Origin of the sequence: Streptomyces actuosus, from assembly GCF_016921115.1 — a bacterium.
In the GTDB taxonomy this organism is placed as follows: domain Bacteria; phylum Actinomycetota; class Actinomycetes; order Streptomycetales; family Streptomycetaceae; genus Streptomyces; species Streptomyces actuosus_A.
Window position 1 is genome coordinate 142,517 of sequence record NZ_JAFFZS010000006.1, and the last position, 26,061, is coordinate 168,577.

Consider the following 26,061-nt stretch of genomic DNA (forward strand, 5'->3'; position numbering starts at 1 on the left):
CCCCATACTAATACCGGTATTGTAATTGGCATGACGGGACTGAAGACGGACGCATCGATCGACGCCATGCACGCGGCCGGGCAGGTCGTCGCCCGCGCCCTGACGGCCGTGGAGCAGGCCGCGGACGTGGGCGTCTCCCTGCGGGAACTGGACGAGGTGGCCCACGACGTGCTGCGCGAGGCGGGAGCCTCCTCGCCCTTCCTCGGCTACCACCCCTCCTTCGCCCCCGTACCGTTCCCCGCCGTGCTGTGCACCTCCGTCAACGACGCGATCGTGCACGGCGTCCCCACCGACCACCGCCTGCGCGACGGCGATCTGCTGTCCGCCGACTTCGGCGCCGAGCTCGGCGGATGGGTCGGCGACTCGGCGATCAGCCTCGTCGTCGGCACGCCCCGCCCGGACGACCTGCGGCTGATCGAGACGGCCGAGCGCGCTCTGGCGGCCGGGATCGGGGCCGCCGTGGCCGGCAACCGCATCGGGGACATCGCACACGCGATCGGCACGGTGTGCCGGGCCGCCGGCTACGGCATCCCGTACGGCTTCGGCGGGCACGGCGTGGGCCGCCGGATGCACGAGGACCCGGAAGTGCCCAACGAGGGCCGCCCCGGCCGCGGCCCGCTGCTGCGGCCCGGCATGGTCCTGGCCATCGAGCCGATGCTGATCGCCGGCGGCGGGGACGGCCACCACGCGGCGCCGGACGGCTGGACCCTGCGTACGGACGACGGCTCCCGGGCGGCCCACGTGGAGCACACCGTGGCGATCACCCCGGCGGGGCCGCGCATCCTCACACAGCGCTGAGCCGCCCCGGGGGCCGCACCGCGCGAAGCGGGCGCCGACCGTGCCCCCGGATGCGCGGCGGGTGCGGTCGGCCCGGCCCGGTTCCGGGGTCCACCAGGCCGGGTGCCGGCCCTTCGGGGGCGGCCGGCGCTGCGCATGCCCACCGCGACGATGCATGTCATCGTGGGCATGAGCGGCCCTTTCCCGGCCACTCGGCTCCGGAACGTCTCAGCCAAGGAACGGAGCGCCATGACCAGCGGCTACATCGGCCCGGAGGGCGACCCCTTCGGAGACTTCCTCGCGCGCTTCTTCGGCGGCCCCCGCCCGAACCCCCGGCAGATCGACATCGGCCGCCTGCTCAGTCAGCCGGCCCGGGAGCTCGTCCGCGGCGCCGCCCAGTACGCCGCGGAGCACGGCAGCCGGGACCTGGACACCGAGCACCTGCTGCGGGCCGCGCTCACCACCGAGCCGACCCGCAGCCTGCTGAGCAGGTACGGCACCGACCCGGACACCCTCGCGTCGGAGATCGACGAGCGGTCGGGGCCCGTGCAGCACCCGCCGGGCGAGGTGCCGCCGCCCACCGCGCTGTCGCTGACCCCGGCCGTCAAACGCGCCCTGCTCGACGCGCACGAGCTCGCCCGTTCCAGCGGCACCGGGTACATCGGCCCGGAGCACGTGCTGGGCGCGCTCGCCGCCAACCCCGACTCGGCCGCCGGGCACATCCTGAACTCGGCCCGCTTCTCCGCCTCGGGCCTGCCCCCGGAGGCACCGGAACCGGCCCCCGGGGTCCGGACCGAACGGCAGCGGCCGACCGGCACGCCGACCCTGGACAAGTACGGCCGCGATCTGACCGACATGGCACGCCAGGGCCGGATCGACCCGGTGATCGGGCGGGAGACGGAGATCGAGCAGACCGTCGAGGTGCTCTCCCGGCGCGGCAAGAACAACCCGGTGCTCATCGGTGACGCCGGTGTAGGCAAGACCGCCATCGTGGAGGGCCTGGCGCAGCGGATCGCCGACGGGGACGTGCCGGACATCCTGATCGGGCGCCGTGTGGTCGCGCTGGACCTGACCGGGGTGGTGGCGGGCACCCGCTTCCGGGGCGACTTCGAGGAGCGGATGAACAACATCGTCGAGGAGATCCGCACCCACTCCGACCGGCTGATCGTCTTCATCGACGAGATGCACACCGTCGTCGGCGCCGGGGCCGGTGGCGAGGGCGGGGCCCTGGACGCGGGCAACATCCTCAAGCCCGCGCTGGCCCGCGGCGAGTTGCACGTCGTCGGTGCGACGACGCTGGAGGAGTTCCGGCGGATCGAGAAGGACGCGGCGCTGGCCCGCCGGTTCCAGCCGATCCTGGTGCCCGAGCCGTCCGTGCCGGACACCATCGAGATCCTGCGCGGCCTCAGGGACCGCTACGAGGCCCACCACCAGGTCCGCTACACCGACGAGGCGCTGGTGGCGGCGGTGGAGCTGTCCGACCGCTATCTGACCGACCGGCGGCTGCCGGACAAGGCCATCGACCTGATCGACCAGGCCGGGGCGCGGGTGCGGCTGCGGGCGCGGACCAAGGGCACGGACGTGCGGGCCATGGAGCGCGAGGTGGAGCAGCTGGTCCGGGACAAGGACCAGGCGGTCGCGGACGAGCAGTACGAGCAGGCCACGCAGCTGCGGGACCGGATCACCGGGCTGAAGCGGCGGATCGTCGAGGCGACCGGCGACGACGAGGCCGACGAGGGACAGCACCTGGAGGTCACCACGGAGGCCGTGGCCGAGGTGGTGTCCCGGCTGACCGGCATCCCGGTCAGCAGCCTGACCCAGGAGGAGAAGGAACGCCTCCTGGGCCTGGAGGACCATCTGCACCGGCGGGTCGTCGGCCAGGACGAGGCGGTCGGAGTCGTCGCCGAGGCGGTGCTGCGCTCGCGTGCCGGACTGTCCAGTCCCGACCGGCCGATCGGCAGCTTCCTCTTCCTCGGCCCGACCGGCGTCGGCAAGACGGAACTGGCCCGCGCGCTCGCCGAGGCACTGTTCGGCAGCGAGGACCGCATGGTGCGCCTGGACATGAGCGAGTACCAGGAGCGGCACACCGTCTCCCGGCTGGTCGGCGCCCCGCCGGGGTACGTGGGCCACGAGGAGGCCGGGCAGCTGACCGAGGTGGTGCGGCGGTACCCGTACTCGCTGCTCCTGCTCGACGAGGTGGAGAAGGCGCACCCGGACGTCTTCAACATCCTGCTGCAGGTGCTGGACGACGGGCGGCTCACCGACTCGCAGGGCCGCACCGTGGACTTCTCCAACACCGTCGTCGTGATGACCAGCAACCTCGGCTCGGAGGCGATCACCGGGCGCGGCGCGGGCATCGGGTTCGGGGCGCGGAGCACCGAGGCCGACGAGCAGGCGCGCCGGGAGCAGATCCTGCGCCCTCTGCGCGAGCACTTCCGGCCGGAGTTCCTCAACCGCATCGACGAGATCGTCGTCTTCCGGCAGCTCACCGGCGACCAGCTGCGCCAGATCACCGATCTGATGCTGGAGAAGACCCGCCGGCTGCTGCACGCGCAGGGTGTCACGGTCACCTTCGCCCAGGGAGCCGTGGACTGGCTGGCCGAGCGCGGATACCAGCCGGACTACGGCGCCCGGCCGCTGCGCCGCACGATCCAGCGGGAGGTCGACAACCAGTTCTCCCGGCGGCTGCTCGACGGCAGCGTCAAGGAGGGCGACCGGGTGACCGTCGACGTGGCCGACGGACGGCTGGTGTTCCGCGCGGACCACGACCAGCCGCCAGTCTCCGCGTACTGAGCCGGCCCGGGTACGCGGCACGGCACCCGGACCGGTGCACTACCGCCGGGGCCGGACGACCATCGCCGAGCCGCCGCCGCGCCGCACCTTCTCGGCGGCGGCCAGCCACGCGCCGCCGGGCAGGCGCTGGATGCCGGTGGCCGCGCCGATCTCGGGATTGAGCCTGAAGGAGTGCCCGACGGCCTCCAGTTGCCGCCTCAGCGCACTGTCGTAGAGGGCGGGCTCCAGGTCGGTCTGTGCGGTGTTGCGCTGGCTGGCGCGGGGCGCGGCGATCGCGTCGACGAGCGGCAGCCCCCGGTCGAGGAACTCGGTCAGGGTCTGGAGCACGGTGGTGATGATGGTGGAACCGCCGGGCGACCCGAGGGCCACGACGGGCCTGTGGTGCCGGTCCAGCACGATCGTCGGCGAGATCGACGACCGTGGCCGCTTGCCCGGGCCCGGCAGGTTGGGGTCGTGCACGGCCGGGGAGGCCGGGGCGAAGGAGAAGTCCGTCAGCTCGTTGTTGAGCAGGAAACCGCGGCCCGGCACGGTGATGCCGCTGCCGCCGGTCTGCTCGATGGTGAGGGTGTAGGAGACGACGTCGCCCCACCTGTCGGCGGTCGTCAGGTGCGTGGTGTTCTCGCCCTCGTACGTCGTGGGCGCCGGAGTCCCGCCGGCGGAGCAGTCGGCCGGGTGGCGGGGGTCGCCGGGCGCCAGGGGGCTGGTGAGGACCGCGTCGTCGCGGACGAGGCAGGCCCGGGAGTCGGCGTACCGCTGCGACAGCAGTTCCTTCGTCGGCACGTCCTCGAAGGCGGGGTCGCCGAGCCAGCGTCCGCGGTCGGCGAAGGCGATGCGGCTCGCCTCGGTGAACCGGTGCAGGTACTGGGCCTCGCTCGCCTTCGACAGGTCGGTGGACTCCAGGATGTTGAGTGCCTCGCCGACGGTGGTGCCGCCGGAGGAGGAGGGCGCGATGGAGTAGACGTCGAGACCGCGGTACGGCGTCCGGGTGGGTGCCTGGAACCGGGCGCGGTAGCCGGCGAGGTCCTGGGCGGTCAGCTCTCCGGGGCGGGCGTTCCACCCGGAGGCCGGGTCGACGGGCGGATGGGTGACGGTGTCGACGATGTCGTCGGCGATGTCCCCGCGGTAGAGGGCGGCCATGCCCTTCCTGCCGAGCTCCGCGTAGGTGCGGGCGAGGTCGGGGTTCTTGAAGGTGGAGCCGACGGCGGGTGGCTGCCCGCCGGGCAGGAACAGCCGGGCCGTGTCCGGGAAGTAGCCGAAGCGCGTCTCGTTGGCGGCCGTCTGGGCCCGGAAGGTCTCGTCGACCGTGAAGCCGCGCCGGGCCAGTCGCTCGGCGGGCCGTAGGACCGAGGCGAGGCTCCTGCTGCCCCAGCGGTCCAGTGCCGTCTGCCAGGTGGCGGGCGTGCCGGGGGTACCGACGCTCAGCCCGCTGCTGACGGCGTCGGCGAAGGCGAGTGGCCTGCCGTTCTCCAGGAAGAGTCCGGGCCCGGCGGTCAGGGGCGCGGTCTCCCGGCCGTCGATGGTGTGCACCGTGCGGGTCCTGGCGTCGTAGTGGACCAAGTAGCCGCCGCCTCCGAGGCCGGCGGAGTAGGGCTCGGTGACGCCGAGGGCGGCCGCGGTGGCGACGGCCGCGTCGACCGCGTTGCCGCCTCGTCTCAGCACCTCGATGCCGGCGGCGCTGGCGTCCGCGTCGACGCTGGCGACGGCGCCGCCGTACCCGACGGCGACGGGGACCTTCTGCGCGGGCGGGGCGGGGCTTTGGTGGGCGGAGGGCGGCGCTGCCGCCCCGACCGACACCATGGCGGCCGCGAGGGCCGCGACGGACAGTTTCCGAGCTACAGGGCGACGCATCCGCACCTCCAGTCGAGAGACCGTCCGGGCAGCCTATTCCAACGCCATGGCCACGTCAGGCAAGTACGATGCGCGCCCATGAATGACGACGTCCGCAACATCGTTCTCGGCGTGGTGGCCACGGGCCTCAGCGCGATGCTCGGCTGGCTGGCCCGTACCCATCTGTGGCGGCGCAGACTGCGGCGCAAGCAGGCATTCTTCGGCCTGCCGGACAACTCCGAGTCGCTGCTGGTGGTCAACCGCGGGGCCGCGGGACCGGATCTGTCGGTGATGCGGTACGACGTGTTCGCCCTCCTGGAACTCGCCGCGCTCATCAAGGACTGCCGCGCGCACGCCCAGATCGTCCCGCACGACCTGGCCCGTCAGGGGTTCGGCGAGCGCACCGAGTTCTGCGTCGGCGGGCCCGCCTCGAACCGCCGCATGGCCGCGCATCTGGCGTCCCTGCTCCCGGGGGTGCGGGTGAACGTCGACGCCGAGCCGACGCCGGACCGCGGCGCCTTCCGGATAGGCACGGAGCACTACCGGGTGGAGCCGGGGCTGGTGGAACATGTGATGCTGGCTCGGCTGACGGTGGATCAGAGTCAGGGCAGCCGGCCCGTCTTCCTCTTCTGCGGGCAGACCGCCATCACCAACCAGGCCGCGGCCCGCTACCTGGCCCGCCATCACGAGCGGCTGACCCGCAAGTACGGCAGCGGTTCCTTCGTGCTGCTGCTGAAGGTCGTCAACTCGCAGGCGTACGGCCCGGACGTGGTGGAACTGGTGGCGGACGTGACCCGGGCGGCCCGGGCCCCGCTGCCGGCCCCGGAGGGGCAACGCACCTCGCACCGGGCGTCGTAGCGGCCCTTGGCTTCTCAACTATTGTTACTTGTACGTAACTCACCGGCGGGTTACCTGCGGTAAGCAGCCCCGGTTACCGTCGGGCCACTTTGCATCGGTACGCCTGAGGAGTGGCCCGTGGGATCCCATCGCAAGGCTCTGCGCACCACCGCCGTCGGCGCCGTGTCGGCGACCCTGATCGCGGGGAGCGTCCTCGGCGCCGCGCCCGCCGCCCAGGCGGCGACCGGCGGCGTGCGGTTCGTCGACATCACCGGCGACGGCGGCACCGTCCTGAAGGCCAACGTCGTCACCCCGGCCGGTGCCGGCGCGGGCAGCCGCTACCCGCTCGTGGTGTTCCCCACGAGCTGGGGCCTGCCCCAGGTGGAGTACCTCGCGCAGGCCCGCAGACTGGCGAACTCCGGCTATGTGGTGCTCACCTACAACACACGCGGCTTCTGGCGGTCCGGCGGCGAGATAGAAGTCGCCGGCCCACCGGACGTCGCCGACGCCTCCCGCGTCATCGACTGGGCACTCGCCCACACCCCGGCCGACCCGCGGCACATCGGCATGGCCGGCGTCTCCTACGGCGCCGGCATCAGCCTGCTGGCCGCAGCGCACGACCCGCGCATCAGGGCGGTGGCGGCGCTCAGCGGCTGGGCCGACCTCATCGGCTCGATCTACTCCGGTCGCACCCAGCACGTCCAGGCCGCGGGCGTGCTGCACCTGGCCGGTACCGTCACCGGCCGCGAGAGCGCGGAACTGCGGCGCGTCTTCAAGGACCTCTTCACCTCCGACCTGACCCATGAGCAGGAGCTGATCGACTGGGGGAACAAACGGTCGGCGGGTACCTACGTGGACCGGCTCAACGCGAACGGGGCAGCGGTCATGCTCGCGGGCGCCTGGGGCGACACCGTCTTCCCGCCCGACCAGTACGCGGAGTTCTACGAGCGGCTGACCGGTCCGAAGCGACTGGAGCTGCGCCCCGGCGATCACGCGACCCCCGAGATCACGGGGCTGTTCGGCCTGCCCAACGACGTGTGGACCGACACCCGGCGCTGGCTCGACCGCTACCTGAGGGGCGCGGACAACGGTATCGACCGCGAGCGCCCGGTCCTGCTGAAGTCCCGCACCACGGGCGGCTACGAGAGCTACCCGGACTGGAAGTCGGTCGCGGCCACGCGGCGCAAGATCGCCCTGGCGGGCACGACCACGATCCGCACCAACGTCGACTCGGGCGCGGACGGCGGCGTCGTCTTCCTCTCCAGCATCCTCGACCAGGTCGCGAAGGTCCCGCCGATGGCGGCGATCCCGCTGCTGCCCCGCCGCTGGGCAGCCGTATGGCAGTCGCAGCGGTACCGGTCGCCCCAACGGGTGCGCGGCTCGGCCCGGTTGCACACGACGGTCACCCCGACCGCGGAGAGCGGCACGCTGGTCGCCTACCTGTACGACGTGGGACCGCTCGGCCTGGGCAGACTCGTCAGCCACGCGCCGTACACCTTCCACGACCGCACGCCCGGAAAGCCGTTCGGGGTCGATCTGGACCTGTACGCCACGTCCTACGACGTGCCGGCCCGGCACCGCCTCGCGCTGGTGGTCGACACGGTCGACCCGCTGTACATCGAGCACAACCCGTCCGGCGCGCGGCTGACCTTCTCCTCGCCCGCGGACGACCCGTCGTACGTGTCGATCCCGCTGCGCGAGCAGTGATCTCCGGCCGCGGCCGGCCGGGTATGGCTCTGGCACCTGCCGCCCCCTGGTCAAGGGGCGTGGGGGTTCCCCCCGCAGCAGCGTCCCCGGTTCGGCCGCGGCGGCTCACGCGGCTTCACATGTGACGGCAGGTGAACCGGCCGTCAGCACAGGGACGAAGAATTCATCGTAGTCGAGGGCCCGGGCGGCGGTGGCCGGGGTCGCCGCCGGTGACCGACCCGTTCGCCGTCGGCCGGGTCCACGGGGGCCGACCGGCCCCGAGGCCCGGCGGGTCGGAGCCGGGGCGGGGGGCGCGGGACATCGGGTGCGGGACTCCCCCGGGTCAGTGTGCGCGGGCCTCGGGCCGGCCGTCCCGGTCCCGGCCGCCGCCGGGGCCTGCGCAGCACACGAGCCCGCTCCCCGTCCGCCGAGCGACAGGGGCCCCGGCGGCGTCCCTCCCCTCGCACCGGGCCGGGCGGACGGCCCCGGCCGCCGCAGGGCGGGCGACTCTCGTCCGACGGATCGTCCGGTACGGCGGCACGGCCGCCCCCGACGGGTGACGGACGGCCCCGTCCACCACGCCGACGGCGGGGTCCGGACCCGGCAGGACGGGCGGCTCCCGGTAGTACTTGTTGACATCACGCAGTTCGATCAACGGATCGACGGCCATGCGCAGCCCTACCCACTCTCAGCTGTGTCGTGGTCCGCAAGCTATCCAGCCGCACGTCAACCGCCTGAACGACACGCACCGTTCGGGCATTAGCCGTATTTACGCCGCACCGTCACCCCTCGGCGACCTCGGCGTACATCTGCGAGAGTTCGGGCGCCCCGCTCGCGGCCCACCCGCGGCCCGCCTCCACCACGTCCACCTCGCGCCCGGAGGCCAGCCGGACGAGGGGCTGCGCACCGGCACGGATGACCCAGGCCGCGCCGGGGACCGTCCGCACGACGACCGTGCCCAGGTAGAGACCGGCGTCGTGGCCCAGTTCGCGCAGCGTCTCCTCGTCGTCCCGCCAGCGCGGCGCCAACTGGTCGAGCCGCTCCAGGGACACGGCGGTGTCGTCGAGTTCGACGCCGGATCCCGCCGCCTGGGAACGCAGCACCTCGCACTCGGCGAGCAGAGCGGTGACCCCCTCGGGGTCGGCGGAGAACACCGCGCCCTCGGTCCTCCTGTGCCGCCCGCCAAGAAATGGGATGTTCATACGTCCAGCGTGGCATTCGCACCGGCGTACGCACCACAGGCGCGCGGATGCCCACGGACGGTCGATTCATCTCGTTTCCGACGCATGTCCCGTTGACGCGCCCTCGGCGCCTCCCTAGCTTCTCGGTGCGCGTCGGGGGCGTCCCGGTGCGCGTCCGCGCCCAGCGGTGAGCGGGAGGAGTCGGTGTGCGCCGAGGCGTCCGGGGTCTGGTGACGGCCCTCGTACTGTGTGCGGCAGGTCCGGGCCCGGCGGGTGCGGCCACGGCCGTGCGCGCCGGGCCCACGGTCCCGCTGCCGCTGGAACGGCTCTTCGACAACCGCGCCGTCAGCGACGACACCCGGCCCGGCGAGGCGGACTTCGACGGCTCCGGGGCCTCCCTGTCGGCGCAGACGCTGACAGCGGCGGGCTGGACACCGGGGCGGGTGCTGACCGTCCGGGGCGCCCGGCTCACCTGGCCGCGCAGCGCGCCGGGCGCACCGGACAACGTGCGGGCCGACGGCCAGCGGGTCGCGGTCCGCGGCCGCGGCGACGCCCTGGCCTTCCTGGTCGCGGGCACGGCCGGCGCCGACACGGGCGGCACGGGCACGGTGACCCACGCGGACGGCTCCCGCACCGCCTACCGGCTGATCGCGCCCGACTGGCGCACGGGCCCGCTCGCCACCAAGGCGGTGGCCCTGCCCCACCTGAACACGCCCGGCGGCCCGATCGCCGAGCGGGCCCGGATGTACGTCGTGACGGTACCGCTGGTGCCCGGGCGCGAGGTCGCCTCGGTCCGGCTGCCGCACGCCCCGGGCCTGCATGTCTTCGCACTGTCCGTGCGGGCCCCGACGGGTGGCTGGACGGGCAGCTGGGCGAGGTCGACGTCGGGCCGTCCGGCCGTGGGCCCGTGGACGGACCGGACGCTGCGGCTGGTCGTGCACACCTCGGCGGGCGGTCCGCGGGTGCGGCTGCGGTTCGCGAACACCTTCGCGCCGGTGCCGGTGCGGATCGGCGCGGCGACGGTCGCGGTGCGGGCGCGGGGCGCGGCGGCCCGGCGCACACCGGTGCCGCTCGCCTTCGGCGGCGCGCCGGGCGTGGAGATCCCGGCGGGCGCCGAGGCGGTCGGCGACCCGCTCCCCTTCGCGGTGCCCGCCGACACCGATCTGCTGGTCAGCTTGCATCTGCCGGGGACGGTGACGGCGGCACCGACGCACCGGCTGGCCGTGCAGCGGTCGTACCTGAGCGGGGCCGGCGACCACACCGGGGACATGTCGGCGGCGGCGTTCACCGGGACGCTGTCGTCCTGGCCGCTGCTGACCGGGGTGGACGTGGGCGGTGGGCCGGGCTCGGTGGTCGCGCTCGGGGACTCCATCACGGACGGGACCGGCTCGACGAGCGGCGCCGACCGGCGCTGGCCCGACGTGCTGGCCGGCCGGCTGCTGCGGCAGAGGGACGTACCGCGCTACGGCGTGCTCAACCACGGTGTCTCCGGCAACCAGGTGACCACGGACCGCTATCCCGGCGACGGTGTCTCGACCGTCCAGTCGGGGGTGAGCGCACTGCACCGCCTGGACCGGGACGTGTTCGCCCAGACGTCCGTGCGGACGGTGGTCGTCCTGGAGGGCGTCAACGACCTGCTCGGCGGGGCGCGGGCCGCGCGGGTGACCGCCGGCCTCGACGAGATCGCCGCACGGGCGCGGGCGCGGGGCCTGCGGGTCCTGGTGGCGACGATCCTGCCGTGCGCGGGTTGGCGCACCTGCACGGCGGCCGTCGAGGCCGAGCGGGAGCGGGTCAACTCCTGGATCCGCACCGCCGGGGCGTTCGACGCGGTGCTCGACTTCGACGCCGTCGTCCGCGATCCCGCCCGGCCGGCGCGCATGCTGGCCCGCTACGACGGCGGCGACCACCTGCACCCGGGTGACCGCGGGCTGGCCGCGCTGGCGGAGTCGGTGGACCTGCGGCTGCTGTGAGGCGGCCGACCCGGGCTACACGTCCAGGTCGACGACGACCGGCGCGTGGTCGGAGGCGCCCTTGCCCTTGCGCTCCTCGCGGTCGACGTAGGCGTCCCTCACGGCCTTGGCGAAGGGATCGTTGGCGTACACCAGGTCGATGCGCATGCCGCGGTTCTTGGGGAAACAGAGCTGGCGGTAGTCCCAGTAGGTGAAGGGGCGGTCGTACTTCAGGGGGCGCGGCACCACGTCGGACAGGCCGGCCTCGCGCAGGGCGGCCAGGGCCGCGCGCTCGGCGTCCGTGACATGGGTGGAGCCATCGAACGCGGCCACGTCGTACACGTCGTCGTCGGTCGGGGCCACGTTGTAGTCGCCCAGCACCGCGAAGGGGCGGCCGCCCTGCGCGTCCTCGGCGACGGCAGCCTTCAGCGCCTCGAACCACCGGAGCTTGTAGGCGTAGTGCGGGTGGTCCACCTCGCGGCCGTTGGGCACGTACACCGACCACACCCGGACCGGGCCGCAGGTCGCGGACAGCGCGCGCGGCTCCAGCGCGCCGTCGTACCCGGGGTCGCCGGGCAGGCCCTTGGTCACGTCCTCGATCCCGACGCGGGAGAGCACCGCCACGCCGTTCCACCGGCCGGTGGCGTGCACCGCGGCCTCGTACCCCAGCTCACGCAGCTGGTCGAACGGGAACTGCTCCTCGGCGAGCTTGGCCTCCTGCAGGCACAGCACGTCGGTACCGCTGCTCTCCAGCCAGGCCAGGAGCCTCGGCAGGCGGGCGGTGATCGAGTTCACGTTCCAGGTGGCGATGCGCATACCCGACAACCTACCGGGCGGCACCGACATCACCGGCCCGCCCGGTCGCCGGGGCTCACACGGCGGCGGAGTCCCCCGGCGTCAGGCGCAGGTGCTCCGCGCCGCCCAGGGCACCGATCTGGCGGTCGTAGATCGGGCGGGCGAGGTCGGTGAGGAGGGCGTCGTGGATGTCGTAGGCGCGCTGCGGGCGGACCTCGCGGACGTAGTCGATGACCTCGGAGATCTTGTTCCAGGGGGCCATCACCGGCAGCATCAGCGTCTGGACCGGGTGGTCGGGGACGGTCAGCGCGTCACCGGGGTGGAAGACCCTGCCGCCGTCGATCAGGAAGCCCACGTTGGTGATCCGCGGGATGTCCGGATGGATGACGGCGTGCAGCTCGCCGTGGACCTGCACGTCGAAGCCGGCGGCGGTGAAGGTGTCGCCGTGGCCGACGGTGTGGACCCGCCCGGGGAACGCCGCGGAGATCTTCTCCGCGACCGCCCTGAGGGTCCAGATCTCGGCGGCCGGGTTGGCCTCCAGGGCGGCACGCAGTCGGCCCTCGTCGAAGTGGTCGGGGTGCTCGTGCGTGACCAGGACGGCGTCCGCGCCGAGCGCGGCGTCCTCCTCGCTGAACCCTCCCGGGTCGAGGACGAGGGTCCGTCCGTCCTTCTCCAGGCGGACGCAGGCGTGCGACTTCTTCGTGAGCTTCATGGTCACCATCCTGCCCCGTGTGCCGCGCCCGGTGCCCGACGCCCCGCGGCCGCCGGTCCGCCCCTCCGCGTCAGGCGCCCGTGACCAGCGCCCCGTGCCGACCCCGCCGCGGGCCGGCCGGCTCCGCCCCTTCGGCGCCGGGCCCGCTCGCCGCGGCCCGGCTCACTCCGCCGGAGCCGTCTCCTCCCGGACCACCTGCTGCGCGACCCGGAAGGCGCTGTTCGCAGCGGGGATGCCGCAGAGGACCGCCGTCTGCAGCAGCACCTCCCTGATCTCGCCGGGCGTGAGGCCGTTGCGCAGGGCGGCCCGGGTGTGGAGGGCCAGCTCCTCCAGGTGACCGCCGACGACCAGCGCGGTGAGGGTGACGCAGCTGCGGGTGCGGCGGTCCAGCCCGGGGCGGTCCCAGATCTCGCCCCAGGCGTAGCGGGTGAGGAACTCCTCGAAGTCGCCGGAGAAGTCGTCCGCCTGCGCGAGCACCCGGTCGACGTGGGCGTCGCCGAGCACCTCGCGGCGGATCTTGAGCCCGGTGTCGTACGGATCCGGCCTCCCGGCGGCCGGGCCCGGCTGCTCGGGCAGGGGGGTGATCACTCCGGTCGGTGCGGTCATGGCCGGATCGGGCTGCCCGGGAAACGGCACCACCGGTCCCGTCGGCGCGTTCATGGCATCCATGACCGGGTCGGTCACGGCCGGGACGCTCGCGGCCGGATCGGGCTGCCCGGGAAACGGCACCACCGGTCCCGTAGGCGCGTTCATGGCATCCATGACCGGGTCGGTCACGGCCGGGACGCTCGCGGCCGGATCGGGCTGCCCGGGAAACGGCACCACCGGTCCCGTCGGAGAGGTCACCGGCGCGCCGGTCATGGCCGGCGCGGGCTGTTCCGGAAACGGCCCCACGGGTCCCGTCGGTGGCGTCACGACCGGTCCGGTCGTCGCCGGGGCGGGCTGCTCCGGAAACGGCGCGATCGCGCCGGCCGGCACGGGCTGCGGGTACGGGGCCGGAGCCGGCAGGGCAGGGGTCGCCGGGACGGCCGTCTGACCGGTGGTGGAGTCGAACGCAGGCCGCCAGGCGTGCGTGAAGTGCGTGACGAGCAGTTCGGTCACGGCGGCCGGCTGCTCCACCGGCACCAGATGGGAGGCGCCGGGCACGACGGCGAGGCGGGCGTCGGGAATGCCGGCCACCAGGCTGCGGGCCTCGACGGGACCGCTGGCCTGGTCCTCGGAGCCGGCCAGCACCAGCGTGGGTGCCCCGACCCGGCCCAGTTCGGCCCGCACATCGAACGCCGCGAGCGCGTCGCACGCGGCGATGTAGCAGCCGGGGTCCGTGGTGCGCACCATCTGCACCGCCCAGTCGGTGATCGCGGGCTGGGCCGCGGCGAATCCGCCGGTGAACCAGCGGTCGGGCGCCGTACGGGCGATGGGGTCGAGGCCGCTGGTGCGGACGATCATCCCGCGCTGCTGGAACTCCTCGGCGGTGCCGAACCGGGCCGAGGCGGCGATCAGGACGAGCGAGGCCAGCCGCTCCGGGTGCCGCAGGGCCAGTTCGATGCCGACGGCGCCGCCGAACGCGCAGCCCGCGTACCCGAAGCGCTGTACACCGAGGGAGTCGAGCGTGGCGAGCAGGCGTGCGGTGAGTTCGCCGACGGAAGCGGCCGGGTGGGCGGGCGCGCCGCCGTGGCCCGGCAGGTCGAACCGCAGCACCCGCCAGTGCTGGGCGAGCTGTGGGACCTGACGGTCCCACATGTGCCAGGTCGTGCCCAGCGAGGGCCCCAGAATCAGGACAGGGGCCTCTTCCGGCCCGTCACAGCGGTATTGCAGGGTGGTCGGTGCTGTCTCGCTCACCCGTCAGACCCTCTCACGTCTCACGAACTCTCACATGGCCAGGGCGAATCTACCGACTCCCGCCCGTCCCCGACCGCAGGTCCGGCGTTGCCGGACCCCGCGAGGATCCAGGAGCTGCCGTACACAAAGCCGGGGGGACAGCCGGTCGGCGGGCGGACGAACGGGTCGGCGGGCCGCCACACTGCCCGGGGGAGACGACAGACCGACGCATCGGCAGGGCAGGCGGATCGGGCGCAAGCGCTGGGACGGCGAGCCGAGGGACGAGCGGGCACCGAGGGCTGCGGGATGCGGAGGCCGGTGGGGCAGGCCGGTGACCGGACGCCGGTGGGTGGAGGGCGGAGGCGGACGCCGGACCGGGCTCTCGGCGAGCCCGTGTCAGCCGCCGTGTGGCCGGTCGGACGGCTCCGTCCAACCGGGAGGACGGTCGCACCCCGCACCGCGCCGGTCAGGGGCCGGTCACCACTCGTCGCCGACCCCGATGCCCAGTCCCGTCAGCGCTCCGACGGGGTCCGGGTCGGGGGTGCCGCGGGGCCACCAGTCGTCGGCGGCGGGTTCGGACTCGTAGGCGTACCACAGGTGGTCGCGGCCGAAGCGGAGCTGGACATGCCCGTGCGGATGGGTGAGGCGGTTGCGCCAGGGCCGGAAGGCCGGCAGGTCGGCGGCGAGGAGCAGCGGACGGGCGCGGTCGAAGCGCCCGGCGGGCGGGTCCCAGGGTTCTTCGAGTACGGCGAGTCCGTCCGGGCCGCCCTGCCGCCAGGCGGCCACCGCACGCGCCAGCTCGGCCGTGGTGCGGCCCGCTGCCGCGGCGAGCGAGGCGTACAGGGAGCGGGTGCCGGCCGTGAGACCGGAGCCCGGACGGGCCGCGGCCAGCCGCACCGCGTCCTGCCACAGGGGCAGTTCGCCGACCTCGTCACGGCCGCCGACGAGCAGGGCGTGGGCGCGGGCGGCGGCATCCGTCGCCAGTTGGTCCAGCGCGAGCGCGTCCGGGCCGTCCGGGACACCGGGGTAGACGGGCGGCTGCTCGGGGTGCGATGGAAGGGGCAAGGGAGCAGGTAGGGGCGGGAGCTGACGGGTGGCCAGGGCCTCCGTCGCCCGGACTCCGGGCAGTTGGGCCGACGGGTGCTCCTGCGCCGCGCGGGCCGCGCGGGTGGCGCTGAGCCGGGAGAGCGCGTCGAGGAGCTCGCGCTCGCCCCGGCCGCGCAGCAGGAGCAGCACGAACGGGTCGGCGTCCAGCAGGCGTGCGGTCTGGTAGCACAGGGCGGCGGCGTGTTTGCAGGGGTGGCCGCGGTCGGGGCAACTGCAGTGCGGGTCCAGGTCGCCGGGGTTCGGAAGCAGCGGAACTCCGCAGTCCGCCAGGGAGTGCGGCACCTCCTTGTCGAGGAGCGCCGCGATGTGCCCCGGGGCTTCGGCCGCGGTGTCCAGGAACCTCGCCCAGTCGGCGTCGTCGAGGGTGCGCAGCCGCACCTGGACGCGGTACGGGCGGGGACGGCTGCCCTGCACGTACGCCAGGACGTGACCCGGGGTCACCGTGATGGCGTCCACGTTCCCCTGCTCCGCGTACCCGCGCCCGCGCGCCAGCCGCCCGGCGTCCAGCGCACCCCGCTCCAGCGCCTCGACCCACGCATTGCCCCACCAGGTCTCGGCGAACTCCGGGCTCCCGCCGGTTCCGGTCCGGGGCGGGAAGGGCGGGAACGTGCGGCGGTGGTCGCCGTCCCTGGCGGGCGCGGCCATGGTGACCGGGGTGAGGGCGGAGGCCGGCGGCTCCGGGGCGGCACGGCCGACGCCGGACCGGTCGTCCGGCCACGGGGACGCGGGGCGGAGGAGACCGCCCGGGCCGGAACGGTCGGCCGGGCCGAAAGGGCCGGCCGCGTCACCCGCAGCCGGACTGTGGCCCGTTGCCGCTTCGGCGGGGCCGGTCAGGCCGACCCGGTCCGGCCGGTCGTCCGGACCGGCACGGTGCGCCCCGGGCACGCCCGTCGGCCCGGGGGTGTCGGCCGCACCCGTCGAGGCCGGGACCGTCGGGCCGGACCCGCCGTCGGCGTCGGCTCCGGACGCGGCCACCGTGTCGACCGCACCGACCTCGTCGGCCCCGGACGCACGCACAGGTTCGGCCGCGGAGGCCGGGCCGGTCAAAGAGAGCGAGGCGGCCGGTGCGGCGACGTCGGCCGGCTCGGCCGCGGCGGCGTCCGTCGCCCCGGCCCCGTCGGTCGTGCCGCTGCTGGACGAGGCCGTCTCCGGCGGGGCGACCGGGTCGGCCGCCACAGCCTGGCCGACCGGCTCGACAGGACCGACCGACCCGGCAGGCCCGGCAGGGCCGGCAGGGCCGCCCGGTGCGGTCGGTCCGGCCGGATCGCCGCCCGGACTGCCCGCCCCGGTGGCCGGGCCGCCCCCCGACGACCCGGATCCGTCAGCCGGAGTGCGCGGGGCGACCGGCCCTGCCGGGGCGACCGGCCCTGCCGGGTCGGCCGGGTCGGCCGGGTCGGTGGGCATGCGGAAGGCGTCGGACAGCAGCCGGCGGACTTCGCGGACGCGTTCGGCGGTTCCCGGGCTTCGCCCCTCGTCGCGGCGTGCCGCGGTGGCCCCCGTCGGCGCTCCGGCCGCTGGGCGGGGGGCGCTCGGGGGCGCCGCCCGCTCGGCGTCCGTCGGGCTCTGCCGTGCCGTGGCGCGGGCGGCCCGCAGTGCCTCGCGGGCCCGGTCGGCAGGCCGGGTGCCCGTCGGCCCCGGCGGCGGGCCGGGGTGGTCGGCAGGCTCGGACGAAGCCGTCGGTTGCCGGTCGTCACCGGTGGCGGGGGCCGTGGTCCCCGGGGTGCGCGGGGCGCTCGCGCCCTGGCCGGCACCGGCGTCGGTGCCCGGAGCGGCAGCGGCTCCGTCGCCGTGGTCGTGCCGGGCGGACGCCGCGCGCCGCAGGGCCGCGCGGGCGGCGTCGGCCGGCCGCTGCCGGGGTTCGCCGGACGGTTCCGGTCCGGGCCGGCCGCGGCGGCCCCGGCCGCGGGCCTCGCGCAGCGCGCGCCGGGCGGCGTCGGCCGGGCCGCCGACCGTGGGCTGCAGGTCGTCAGGGCGCTCCGGTGCCGCCGCGGTCCGCTCCGTGTCCCCGCGCGCCACCGGTGCCTCCCGGTCCGGCTCGTCTCCGTCCCCGGCGCCGGTCACGGTTCCCTCCGCAGGGACACCAGGTCGGCCAGTTCGCGGTCGGTCAGCTCGGTGAGGGCGGACTCGCCGGATCCGAGGACGGCGTCGGCCAGGGCCCGCTTGGCGGTGAGCATCTCGGCGATGCGGTCCTCCACCGTGCCTTCGGTGATGAGCCGGTGCACCTGGACGGGCTGGGTCTGGCCGATGCGGTAGGCGCGGTCGGTGGCCTGCTCCTCGACGGCCGGGTTCCACCAGCGGTCGAAGTGGACGACGTGGCCGGCCCGGGTGAGGTTGAGGCCTGTGCCGGCGGCTTTCAGGGACAGCACCAGGACGGGCGTCGCGCCGCTCTGGAAGCGGTCCACCATGCGTTCGCGCTCCGGGACCGGGGTGCCGCCGTGCAGCAGGTCCACCGGGACGGCGCGGGCCGCGAGGTGGGCGGTGATGAGGCGGGCCATGCCGACGTACTGGGTGAAGACCAGGGCCGAACCGTCCTCGGCGAGCAGGGTGTCCAGCAGCTCGTCGAGCAGGGCGAGTTTGCCGGAGCGGGCGGCGAGCCGGTCGGTGGACCCCTCGGTGTGCTCCTCCTTGAGGTACAGCGCCGGGTGGTCGCAGATCTGCTTCAGGGCGCCGAGCAGCTTCAGGACCAGTCCGCGGCGGGCCATGCCCTCGGCGGTGCCGATGGCATGCATCGACTCGCGCACCACCGCCTCGTACAGTGCGGCCTGTTCGCGGGTGAGGGGGACGGGACGGTCGGTCTCGGTCTTGGGCGGCAGCTCGGGCACGATGCCCGGGTCGGACTTCCTGCGGCGGAGCAGGAACGGCCGGACGAGGCGGGCGAGCCGCTGTGCCGCCTCGTCGTCCTCGCCGCTCTCGACCGCGCGGGCGTGACGGGCCCGGAAGGACTTCAGCGGCCCGAGCAGTCCGGGGGTCGTCCAGTCGAGCAGGGCCCACAGTTCGGAGAGGTTGTTCTCCACCGGGGTGCCGGTGAGCGCCACGCGGGCGGGGGCGGGGAGGGTGCGCAGGGCCTTGGCCGTGGCGGAGTACGGGTTCTTCACGTGCTGGGCCTCGTCGGCGACGACCATGCCCCAGGGCTGCCCGGCGAGGGAGGCGGCGGCCGAGCGCATGGTGCCGTAGGTGGTGAGGACGAAGCCGCCGGCCAGGCCGTCCAGAGTGCGGTCGGGGCCGTGGTAGCGGCGGACGGGGACCCCGGGGGCGAACCGGGTGATCTCCCGCTGCCAGTTGCCGAGCAGCGAGGCCGGGCAGACGACCAGGGTCGGCTCGGGGCGGGCCCGTTTGAGGTGGAGCGCGATGAGGGTGATCGTCTTGCCCAGTCCCATGTCGTCGGCGAGGCAGCCGCCGAGCCCGAGCGAGGTCATCAGGTCGAGCCAGGCCAGTCCGTGCAACTGGTAGTCGCGGAGGGTGGCGTCCAGGCCGGGCGGCGGGTCGGCGGGGCGCGGGCCCGCGGTGATGCGGTCGCGCAGGACGGCCAGCGCCCCGAGCGGGACCGCCTCGACACGCTCGCCGTCGACGTCGGCGCTGCCGGTGAGCGCGACGGACAGCGCGTCGACCGGGTCGAGGAGTCCGAGGTCGCGTTTGCGGGCCTTGCGCACCAGCTCGGGGTCGACGAGGACCCAGCGGTCCCGCAGCCGCACCACGGGTCGGTGCGCCTCGGCGAGGACGTCCATCTCGCCCTCGGTGAGCGGGTCGCCGCCGAGGGCGAGCTGCCAGCGGAACCGGAGCAGCTCCGCGCTCTCGAAGAAGCCGGTGCCGTCGGTCGCCGAGCCGGGTGCGGGCCGCACCACGGCGGTGGCGTCGAGGTCGTGGGCGAGGTCGCGCGGCCAGTGGACCGCGACCCCGGCCGCGGCGAGCCGGGTGCCGGCGGTGCCCAGCAGCTCGCCCAGCTCCTGGTCGGACAGTGCCAGGACGTCGGGGGCGTCCTGTTCGGCGAGCCGGCCGAGCGGCGGCCACACCCGGGCGGCCCGCCGCACGGCGAGCGCGGTGTCGACGCGCGCGCGTGGCCCGAGGGCGGCGTCGGCCGTGCCCGCCCACAGCGCGGCGGCGTCGGCCACCAGGGTGGGGTCGGCGAGGTTGTGGACCTGGACGATCGCCGCTCCGGCCCTGCGGACGGCCTCGCCGCCGTCGGTGTCCTGTTCCCTGTCGAAGAGGTCTTGCGCGGACAGGTCCAGTCGCAGGGAGATCCGCACACCGGCGTCCATGCCGGCGGCGACCTCCGCCGCCCAGTCCCGCGCGCGGGGCAGCCGCTGCGCCTCGCGGGCGGCGAACGGCCTGCCGTGGGCGTACGGGGCGGCCGGGGTGCGGGGCAGGGTGTCGACGACGGCGTCCAGGAAGGTGCGGATCAGTGCCTGCGGGGCGGGCAGGCGGAGTGGTCCGGGGCCGGGCAGGGGCACGGCATGGCCCTCGTGGGGCAGGGCCGCGGCGACCGCGCGCAGATGGGCGGCGTCGTCGGGGTCGAGGGGGCCGGCGCGCCAGGCGTCGTGGCCGCCGGGGGTGAGGCCGGGCAGCAGGCGTCCGCGGGCGGCGAGCCGCAGGGCGTGCAGGGTCGCCGCACCCCAGCAGGCGGTGGCGGGATGAGCGGCGGGGTCCCGGCGGGCGCGGACGAGGAGGGGCAGGGCCGTGTCGATGGGCAGGGTGAACGCCGGGGTCGTGCGACGGCGGACGGAGGCGCCGTGGCGGCGGACGACCGTCAGCTCGGTGTGTTCGGCGCCGGGCGTCTCGGGCAGGGGCCGGTCCGCGGGGTCCCAGAAGGCGATACGGCCCTCGCGGGGCAGGGGCGCGGGCAGGAAGACGGCGGCGAGCCGCACGGGCACGTCCGTCCGCCCGCCTGCCGGGCCGTCGCCCGGTGCGGGTCCGGTGCCCGCCGGGTCGCCGGGGTGCGCTCCGCCCACCGGTCCCACCATCTCCTCGCCACCTCCCGTCCCCGGGTCGCCGTGGTATCGGCCGATCCGCCTTCGACTCTACGGGCGGGGTCCGACAACGGGTTTCCCGGCGCCGTCCGCGCGCCGGGGCGGGTCAGGGAACGGTGCGTGAGACGACGTGGACCAGGGGCCGCTCCGGGTCGGCCATGTTCACGACGATGTCCTGGGTGGGTGCCGGGTCCTTCTGCTCGTGCACCAGGCCCCACCACGGCCCGGGGCCGGTGAACGTCCAGCCGGTGACCTTCCGGTCGCGGTCGCCGATGGTGACGTCTCCCTCCCTGAGGTGGGACCGGTCGGTGCCCAGGGCCTCCAGGAACCAGTCGAGGTTCGCCGAGGAGGTCTGGAACTGGACGTAGAGGCGGCTGGTCTTCCAGTTGTTCGTCTCGTAGTAGGCGACCTCGGACGACGGGGCCGGGACCGGCACCTGGTAGAGGCGGCGCTGCACCCGCGAGGGCCAGCCGGCGGTCAGGCCGGTCGCCGAGTACCGCTCCTCCTTGTCCTTGCCGGCGTCCCGGCTCTGGTTGGCGGAGATCACGAGGTACCCGGCCGGCACGCCGATGAGCAGCACGATGATCAGCAGGGTGAGGGCGCGGCGGCGGATCACATGGCGGCGGTCCTCCGGGGGCGGCTGCTCCCCCGGCCGCACGGTCTGGTGCGGCAGCGAGGCGGTCATGCGCTGTCCCGGGCCGCTCGGCGGGCCTGCACGTACCGCTCGTAGCGCTCGTGGCGCTCCACGCGGCGCCGCTTGGCCCGGCGGAACCGGCGTGCGACGAGCCGGGCGAGGTCGGCGGCGCCGACCATGCCGGCCTCGGGGCCGAGCTGGGCTCGGACGATGCGGGCCTCTGGGCGGTAGCCGCGGCCGGTGAGGTGCCGTTTGAAGGCGTCGCGGGCCGGACCGATCAGCAGGTCGTCTGCGGCCGAGACGCCGCCGCCGACGACGAAGCAGGAGGGGTCGAGGGCAGCGGCGAGGTTGGCGATGCCGACGCCGAGCCACTGGCCGATGTCCTGGAGCAGTTCGACGCACATCGCGTCGCCCTCACGGGCCAGCTCGGTGATCATCGGGCCGGTGATGTCGTCGACGTTGCCCTTGACGTGCTCGATGATCCCGTACGCCACCGGGGAGTCCGCGGCGGCCAGCTCCTTGGCCTCGCGGACCAGCGCGTTGCCGGAGCTGTACTGCTCCCAGCAGCCGCGGTTGCCGCACGGGCAGCGGTGCCCGCCGGGTACGACCTGCATGTGGCCGAACTCGCCGGCGACGCCGTACTTGCCGCGCTTGACCTGGCCGTCCTCCAGGATGGCGCCGCCGATCCCGGTGCCGAGGGTGATCATGACGAGGTGGTCCTCGCCGCGGCCCGCGCCGAAGCGCCATTCCGCCCAGGCCGCGGTGTTGGCGTCGTTGTCGACGAGGACGGGCACGGACAGGCGCCCGGCGAGGCGGTCGCGCAGCGGCTCGTTGCGCCAGGACAGATGGGGTGCGAACAGGACGCGGTTGCGGTCGGCGTCGACCCAGCCGGCGGCGCCGATTCCGACGGCGTGCACGTCGTGCCGGTCGGACAGGTCCAGCACGAGCTCGACGATGGTGTCCTCGACGACCTGGGGGCTCTTGGACTTGTCCGGGGTCTCCGCGCGGAGCTTCTCCAGGATGTTCCCGTCGGCATCCACGACGCCGGCCATCACCTTGGTGCCGCCGATGTCGATGCCGACGGTCGGGACACGGGGCGCGGTCAGGTGCGACCGGCGCTCCCTGGTACCGACCGTGCGGAGCGCCGGGGCGCGGCGGGAGCCGATGGGGGCCGTGAAGGTGCCGTAGGTGCTCATCGCCGCCGATTCTGCCGCACGCCCGCGCCCGGTGCCGAACGGCGGAGCCGGGGCGTGGTGGATGTCATGGGTCCGCGGGCGGAACGCGGGTGGTCCGGTGCGCGGACACCCGTGCGCGGTCAGGCGCGGCGCAGTTCGCGGCGCAGGGGTGGGGACGAGGCTCAGGGGCGGACGAGGAGCTGGAACTCGAAGGAGTAGCGGCTGGGACGGTAGGTGTGGTCGCCGAACTCGACGGCGCGCCCCGTGTCGTCGAACGTGGTGCGCCGCATGGTGAGCAGCGGGGCCCCCTCGTCCTCGGTGAGCCGCTCGGCCTCGGCGGCGGTCGCGGCGCGGGCGCCGATGGACTGGCGGGCGCTGTGCAGGGTGATCCCGGCGGTGCGCAGCAGCCGGTACAGGCCGGTGGCCTCCAGCTGCGCGGTGTCCAGGTCGAGAAGGCCGGGCGGCAGATGGTTGCACAGGTACGCCATCGGCTCGCCGTGCGCGAGCCGCAGCCGTTCGACGCGGTGCACGTCGCCGCCCTCGGGCACGCCGAGAGCCGCGGCGATCTCGGGAGAGGCCGGGACGACGGTGTTCACCAGGACCTTGGTGGCGGGGTGCTGCCCGGCCGCCTCCAGGTCGTCGTAGAGGCTGCTGAGCTCCAGCGGGCGCTTGACCTGGCTGTGCACGACCTGCGTACCGACGCCGCGGCGGCGCACCAGCAGCCCCTTGTCGACCAGGGACTGAATGGCCTGGCGGACCGTCGGCCGGGACAGGCCGAGTCGGGAGGCGAGCTCGATCTCGTTGCCGAGGAGGCTGCCCGGGGTGAGCGTCCCGTGTTCGATCGCGGCTTCCAGCTGCTGGGACAGCTGGAAGTACAACGGCACCGGCGAGCTGCGGTCCACACGGAGCTCCAGCTGCACGGTCGGGTCGACTTCTGGTTTCGGCACGGGGCGAGCGTAGCTCCGTGAGCTGTTGACGGGAAGTCGTGTAGTCAGATTGTCCGGACATACACATTGACAGCGTGCCGGACCCGGCCTCACTTTGTACCCATGCGCATCGGGGTCATCGGTACGGGCCGGCTCGGCACCATCCACGCGAACACACTCAGCCGGAACCGCGAGGTCGGTTCCCTGATCCTCACGGACGCCGCGCCGGCACGGGCGGCGGAGCTGGCGCTGCGGCTGGGCGAGACCGCGGCCCCGGGGGTGGACGAGATCTTCAAGTGGGGCGTGGACGCCGTGGTGATCACGACGGCGACCCAGGCCCACGCCGAACTGATCGGTCGGGCAGCACGGTCGGGGCTCCCGGTCTTCTGCGAGAAGCCCATCGCGCTGGACCTGACAGGCACACTGCTGGCGATCGACGAGGTCGAGGCCGCGGGGACGATCCTGCAGATGGGTTTCCAGCGCCGCTTCGACACCGGCTACATCGGCGCCCGCGACGCGGTGCTCTCCGGGCGGCTCGGACGTCTGCACACCGTGCGGGCGATCACCTCGGACCAGACGCCGCCCCCGGTCGCCTGGCTCGCGGCGTCCGGCGGGCTGTACCGCGACGCGCTCATCCACGACTTCGACGTCCTGCGCTGGGTGACCGGCCACGAGGTGGCCGACGTCTACGCGGCGGGCTCGGACGCGGGGCCGGCCGTGTTCCGCGAGGCCGGCGACGTCGACACGGCGGCAGTGCTGCTGACGCTGGACGACGGCACTCTCGCCACCGCCACCGCGACCCGCCTCAACGGCGCCGGATACGACGTACGCATGGAACTGGCCGGCGAAACGGACCAGATCGTGGTCGGCCTCGACGACCGCACCCCCATCGCCTCCACCGAGCCGACCGGTCCTCCCGCGGCCGACAAACCCTGGCCGGGCTTCCTGGAGCGCTTCGCGCCGGCGTACGAGGCCGAGCTGTCGGCGTTCGTGTCGGTGGTCCGCGGCGAACTGCCCAACCCCTGCGACGGGCGGGAGGCCCTGCAGGCCCTCCGCATCGCCGAGGCGTGCGAGCGGTCGCGAAGGGAACGCAGACCGGTTCGCCTGACGGAGATCCCGGGCGGAGCCGCGCCGACGGCCGCCTGAACGCGACGACGCCCGGAGGATTCGGCAGCCCGCGGGCTTCCCGGCTTCATCCAGGTGGCTCCGCTCGCACGCGTCCACCACCTCGGCCACGTCGCTGCGGAGGGCGTGCAGAGAGTCGCTGCACCAGGACCCCGGGGAACCGTCTGCCGAACCGTCTGCCGGGCACGCGCGCCACGGCGTCGTCGCCGTGTGTGAGCACTTCGGCCGCAATACGCTCCATCATCCGGCGGAACGAGCACCCCCGGGACGAGGACCCATGTGAGGTCGTGAACAGGCGAACGTTGCCTGATGGGGCCCCGAGCGCTCGGGGGCGCTTCGGCCGCGAAGGCGACGGCGCCCGACTCGCCGGCCGGGAACCGTCGTCCTCTACCAGCGCACCGGCAGGGCCCTCATGCCGCGGATCAGCATGCCCGGCAGCCAGGGGCCGGGAGTTCCGTCGAGAGCAAGGTCGGGGGCGCGCTCCAGCAGGCTGCGCAGGGCGATGCGGGCTTCCGCCCGGGCCAGGGGGGCGCCCAGGCAGAAGTGGAGGCCGTGGCCGAAGGCGAGATGGCCGCGGGGGTCGCGGCGGATGTCGAAGCGGTCGGGGTCGCAGTGGCGGGCCGGATCGCGGTTGCCGGCGGTGAGGCCCACCATCACCTCCTCGCCCTGCTCGATGCGGACGCCGCCGATCTCCAGGGCCTCGGCCGCGAACCGGAAGGTTCCGTTCTCCACCGGGCCCTCGTAGCGCAGCATCTCCTCGACCGCACTGTCGAGCAGGCTCATGTCGGAGCGCAGCCCGGCCAGTTGGTCGGGGTGGGTCAGCAGGGCGTGCACGCCCGAGGTGATGAGGTTGACCGTCGTCTCGTGGCCGGCGAGGAGGAGCAGGTAGGCCATGCCGCGCAGTTCGCCCGCGGAGAGCCGGTCCCCGTCCTCGGAGGTGGTGCGGATCAGGTCGCCGAGGAGGTCGTCGCCGGACCCGGTGCACCGCTTGTCCTCGATGAGTTCGCCGAGGTACTCGGCGAGCCGGGCGGTGGCGGCCTCCTGGCTGTCGAAGCTGGTGGGTGCGACGGACTCGGTCGACAGTTTGCGGAACTCGGCACGGTCCAACTCGGGCACGCCGAGCAGTTCGCAGATGACGGTGATCGGCAGTGGGAAGGAGAAGGCCTCCACCAGATCGGCGCGGCCCGACGGCAGCATCGCGTCGAGCAGTTCGTCGGTGATCTGCTGGATCCTCGGGCGCAGGGCCTCCACCCGTCGCATCGTGAAGGCGCGGGAGACCAGCTTGCGCAGCCGCGTGTGCTGCGGCGGGTCGGTCACCAGCAGGTACTTGCCGATCTGTTCCTCGTCGAGAAACGTGATGCCCAGCTTGTTGCCGTCCTTGGCCAGCCGCGGGTCGGCCAGGGCCGCGCGGGCCTCCTCGTGCCCCACCACCAGCCAGGCGACCTGCTCCTGCGCCGGTGCGGGCATCCGCACCCGGTGCACCGGGCCGCGCTCGCGGAGCTGCGCGTACACCGGGTGCGGGTTCTCCTGGAACCCGCTGAACTCCCCCAGATCGACGACGTCCACCATGGTCTTCCCCCTCCTGGTCACCCGTCCAACGTCCGGGCACGACCGTCCGTGCCCGTCCTTGCTCTCCTCGTGCGGCCTCCTTTCGGGCAACCTCCCTTTCGCGCAACAGCCCCGCAGCGTTGATCGACGAGGCGATCTTCACAGGGTCGCCGGTGCGGGGTGGGCCGGGCCAGGCCGGGAACAGGC

17 protein-coding genes are annotated in these 26,061 nt (G+C 74.5%); 6 read left to right on the top strand and 11 right to left on the bottom strand.

Annotated elements, in window-relative coordinates; all coding sequences use genetic code 11:
- Positions 1 to 30: 30 nt before the first annotated feature.
- Both map and JS756_RS10580 read left to right on the top strand, forming a co-directional pair.
- Entirely contained in the window at positions 31 to 798 is a 768-nt protein-coding gene (map, locus tag JS756_RS10575; protein ID WP_205382765.1) for a type I methionyl aminopeptidase, read from the top strand.
- Between the two features lie 228 nt (positions 799 to 1,026).
- Complete coding sequence (locus JS756_RS10580) at positions 1,027 to 3,570, top strand: ATP-dependent Clp protease ATP-binding subunit (protein ID WP_205382766.1); 2,544 nt, start codon at positions 1,027 to 1,029, stop codon at positions 3,568 to 3,570.
- 39 nt (positions 3,571 to 3,609) lie between these two features.
- Here the strand turns inward: JS756_RS10580 and ggt are convergent, their stop codons facing one another.
- Positions 3,610 to 5,418 carry a gamma-glutamyltransferase gene (gene ggt, locus JS756_RS10585; RefSeq protein WP_205382767.1) on the bottom strand — a complete coding sequence of 603 codons (1,809 nt, stop codon included), beginning with the start codon at positions 5,416 to 5,418 and terminating at the stop codon, positions 3,610 to 3,612.
- Between the two features lie 78 nt (positions 5,419 to 5,496).
- On the opposite strand from ggt, the gene JS756_RS10590 reads away from it, so the two are divergent.
- Positions 5,497 to 6,255 (top strand): hypothetical protein, encoded by a 759-nt coding sequence (locus JS756_RS10590; protein WP_205382768.1) that lies wholly within the window; start codon positions 5,497 to 5,499, stop codon positions 6,253 to 6,255.
- Between the two features lie 117 nt (positions 6,256 to 6,372).
- Positions 6,373 to 7,941 carry an alpha/beta fold hydrolase gene (locus JS756_RS10595; protein ID WP_205382769.1) on the top strand — a complete coding sequence of 523 codons (1,569 nt, stop codon included), beginning with the start codon at positions 6,373 to 6,375 and terminating at the stop codon, positions 7,939 to 7,941.
- Positions 7,942 to 8,702: 761 nt separating this feature from the next.
- On the opposite strand, the gene JS756_RS10600 is transcribed toward JS756_RS10595, so the two are convergent.
- Positions 8,703 to 9,122, bottom strand: a complete 420-nt coding sequence (locus JS756_RS10600; protein WP_205382770.1) for a DUF6278 family protein — start codon at positions 9,120 to 9,122, stop codon at positions 8,703 to 8,705.
- Positions 9,123 to 9,307: 185 nt separating this feature from the next.
- On the opposite strand from JS756_RS10600, the gene JS756_RS10605 reads away from it, so the two are divergent.
- Entirely contained in the window at positions 9,308 to 11,071 is a 1,764-nt protein-coding gene (locus tag JS756_RS10605; RefSeq protein WP_205382771.1) for an SGNH/GDSL hydrolase family protein, read from the top strand.
- 15 nt (positions 11,072 to 11,086) lie between these two features.
- Here JS756_RS10605 and JS756_RS10610 read toward each other — a convergent pair whose 3' ends face one another.
- From JS756_RS10610 to JS756_RS10650, 8 genes are all read right to left on the bottom strand, one after another.
- Entirely contained in the window at positions 11,087 to 11,866 is a 780-nt protein-coding gene (locus JS756_RS10610) for an exodeoxyribonuclease III (RefSeq protein ID WP_205382772.1), read from the bottom strand.
- Between the two features lie 55 nt (positions 11,867 to 11,921).
- Positions 11,922 to 12,557, bottom strand: a complete 636-nt coding sequence (locus tag JS756_RS10615) for an MBL fold metallo-hydrolase (RefSeq protein WP_205382773.1) — start codon at positions 12,555 to 12,557, stop codon at positions 11,922 to 11,924.
- 162 nt (positions 12,558 to 12,719) lie between these two features.
- Positions 12,720 to 14,396 carry an alpha/beta fold hydrolase gene (locus tag JS756_RS36645; RefSeq protein ID WP_307790500.1) on the bottom strand — a complete coding sequence of 559 codons (1,677 nt, stop codon included), beginning with the start codon at positions 14,394 to 14,396 and terminating at the stop codon, positions 12,720 to 12,722.
- Positions 14,397 to 14,852: 456 nt separating this feature from the next.
- Positions 14,853 to 17,543 carry an SWIM zinc finger family protein gene (locus JS756_RS10630; RefSeq protein ID WP_438817296.1) on the bottom strand — a complete coding sequence of 897 codons (2,691 nt, stop codon included), beginning with the start codon at positions 17,541 to 17,543 and terminating at the stop codon, positions 14,853 to 14,855.
- A complete protein-coding gene (locus JS756_RS10635; protein WP_205382774.1) occupies positions 17,540 to 20,440 on the bottom strand; it encodes an SCO1167/SCO6262 family helicase in 2,901 nt (966 codons plus the stop codon). The genes JS756_RS10630 and JS756_RS10635 overlap by 4 nt, the downstream gene beginning before the upstream one ends.
- Positions 20,441 to 20,552: 112 nt before the next feature.
- Positions 20,553 to 21,131 (bottom strand): sugar kinase, encoded by a 579-nt coding sequence (locus JS756_RS10640; RefSeq protein ID WP_205382775.1) that lies wholly within the window; start codon positions 21,129 to 21,131, stop codon positions 20,553 to 20,555.
- Positions 21,128 to 22,276, bottom strand: coding sequence for an ROK family glucokinase (locus tag JS756_RS10645; protein ID WP_205382776.1), 1,149 nt, complete (start codon positions 22,274 to 22,276; stop codon positions 21,128 to 21,130). Before JS756_RS10645 ends, JS756_RS10640 begins: the two co-directional genes overlap by 4 nt.
- A 161-nt stretch (positions 22,277 to 22,437) precedes the next feature.
- Positions 22,438 to 23,175: a GntR family transcriptional regulator gene (locus JS756_RS10650; RefSeq protein WP_205382886.1), complete on the bottom strand. Its 738-nt coding sequence runs from the start codon at positions 23,173 to 23,175 to the stop codon at positions 22,438 to 22,440.
- Positions 23,176 to 23,304: 129 nt separating this feature from the next.
- On the opposite strand from JS756_RS10650, the gene JS756_RS10655 reads away from it, so the two are divergent.
- Positions 23,305 to 24,327 (top strand): Gfo/Idh/MocA family oxidoreductase, encoded by a 1,023-nt coding sequence (locus JS756_RS10655; RefSeq protein ID WP_205382777.1) that lies wholly within the window; start codon positions 23,305 to 23,307, stop codon positions 24,325 to 24,327.
- Between the two features lie 366 nt (positions 24,328 to 24,693).
- Here JS756_RS10655 and JS756_RS10660 read toward each other — a convergent pair whose 3' ends face one another.
- Positions 24,694 to 25,875: a cytochrome P450 family protein gene (locus JS756_RS10660; RefSeq protein WP_205382887.1), complete on the bottom strand. Its 1,182-nt coding sequence runs from the start codon at positions 25,873 to 25,875 to the stop codon at positions 24,694 to 24,696.
- Between the last annotated feature and the right edge of the window lie 186 nt (positions 25,876 to 26,061).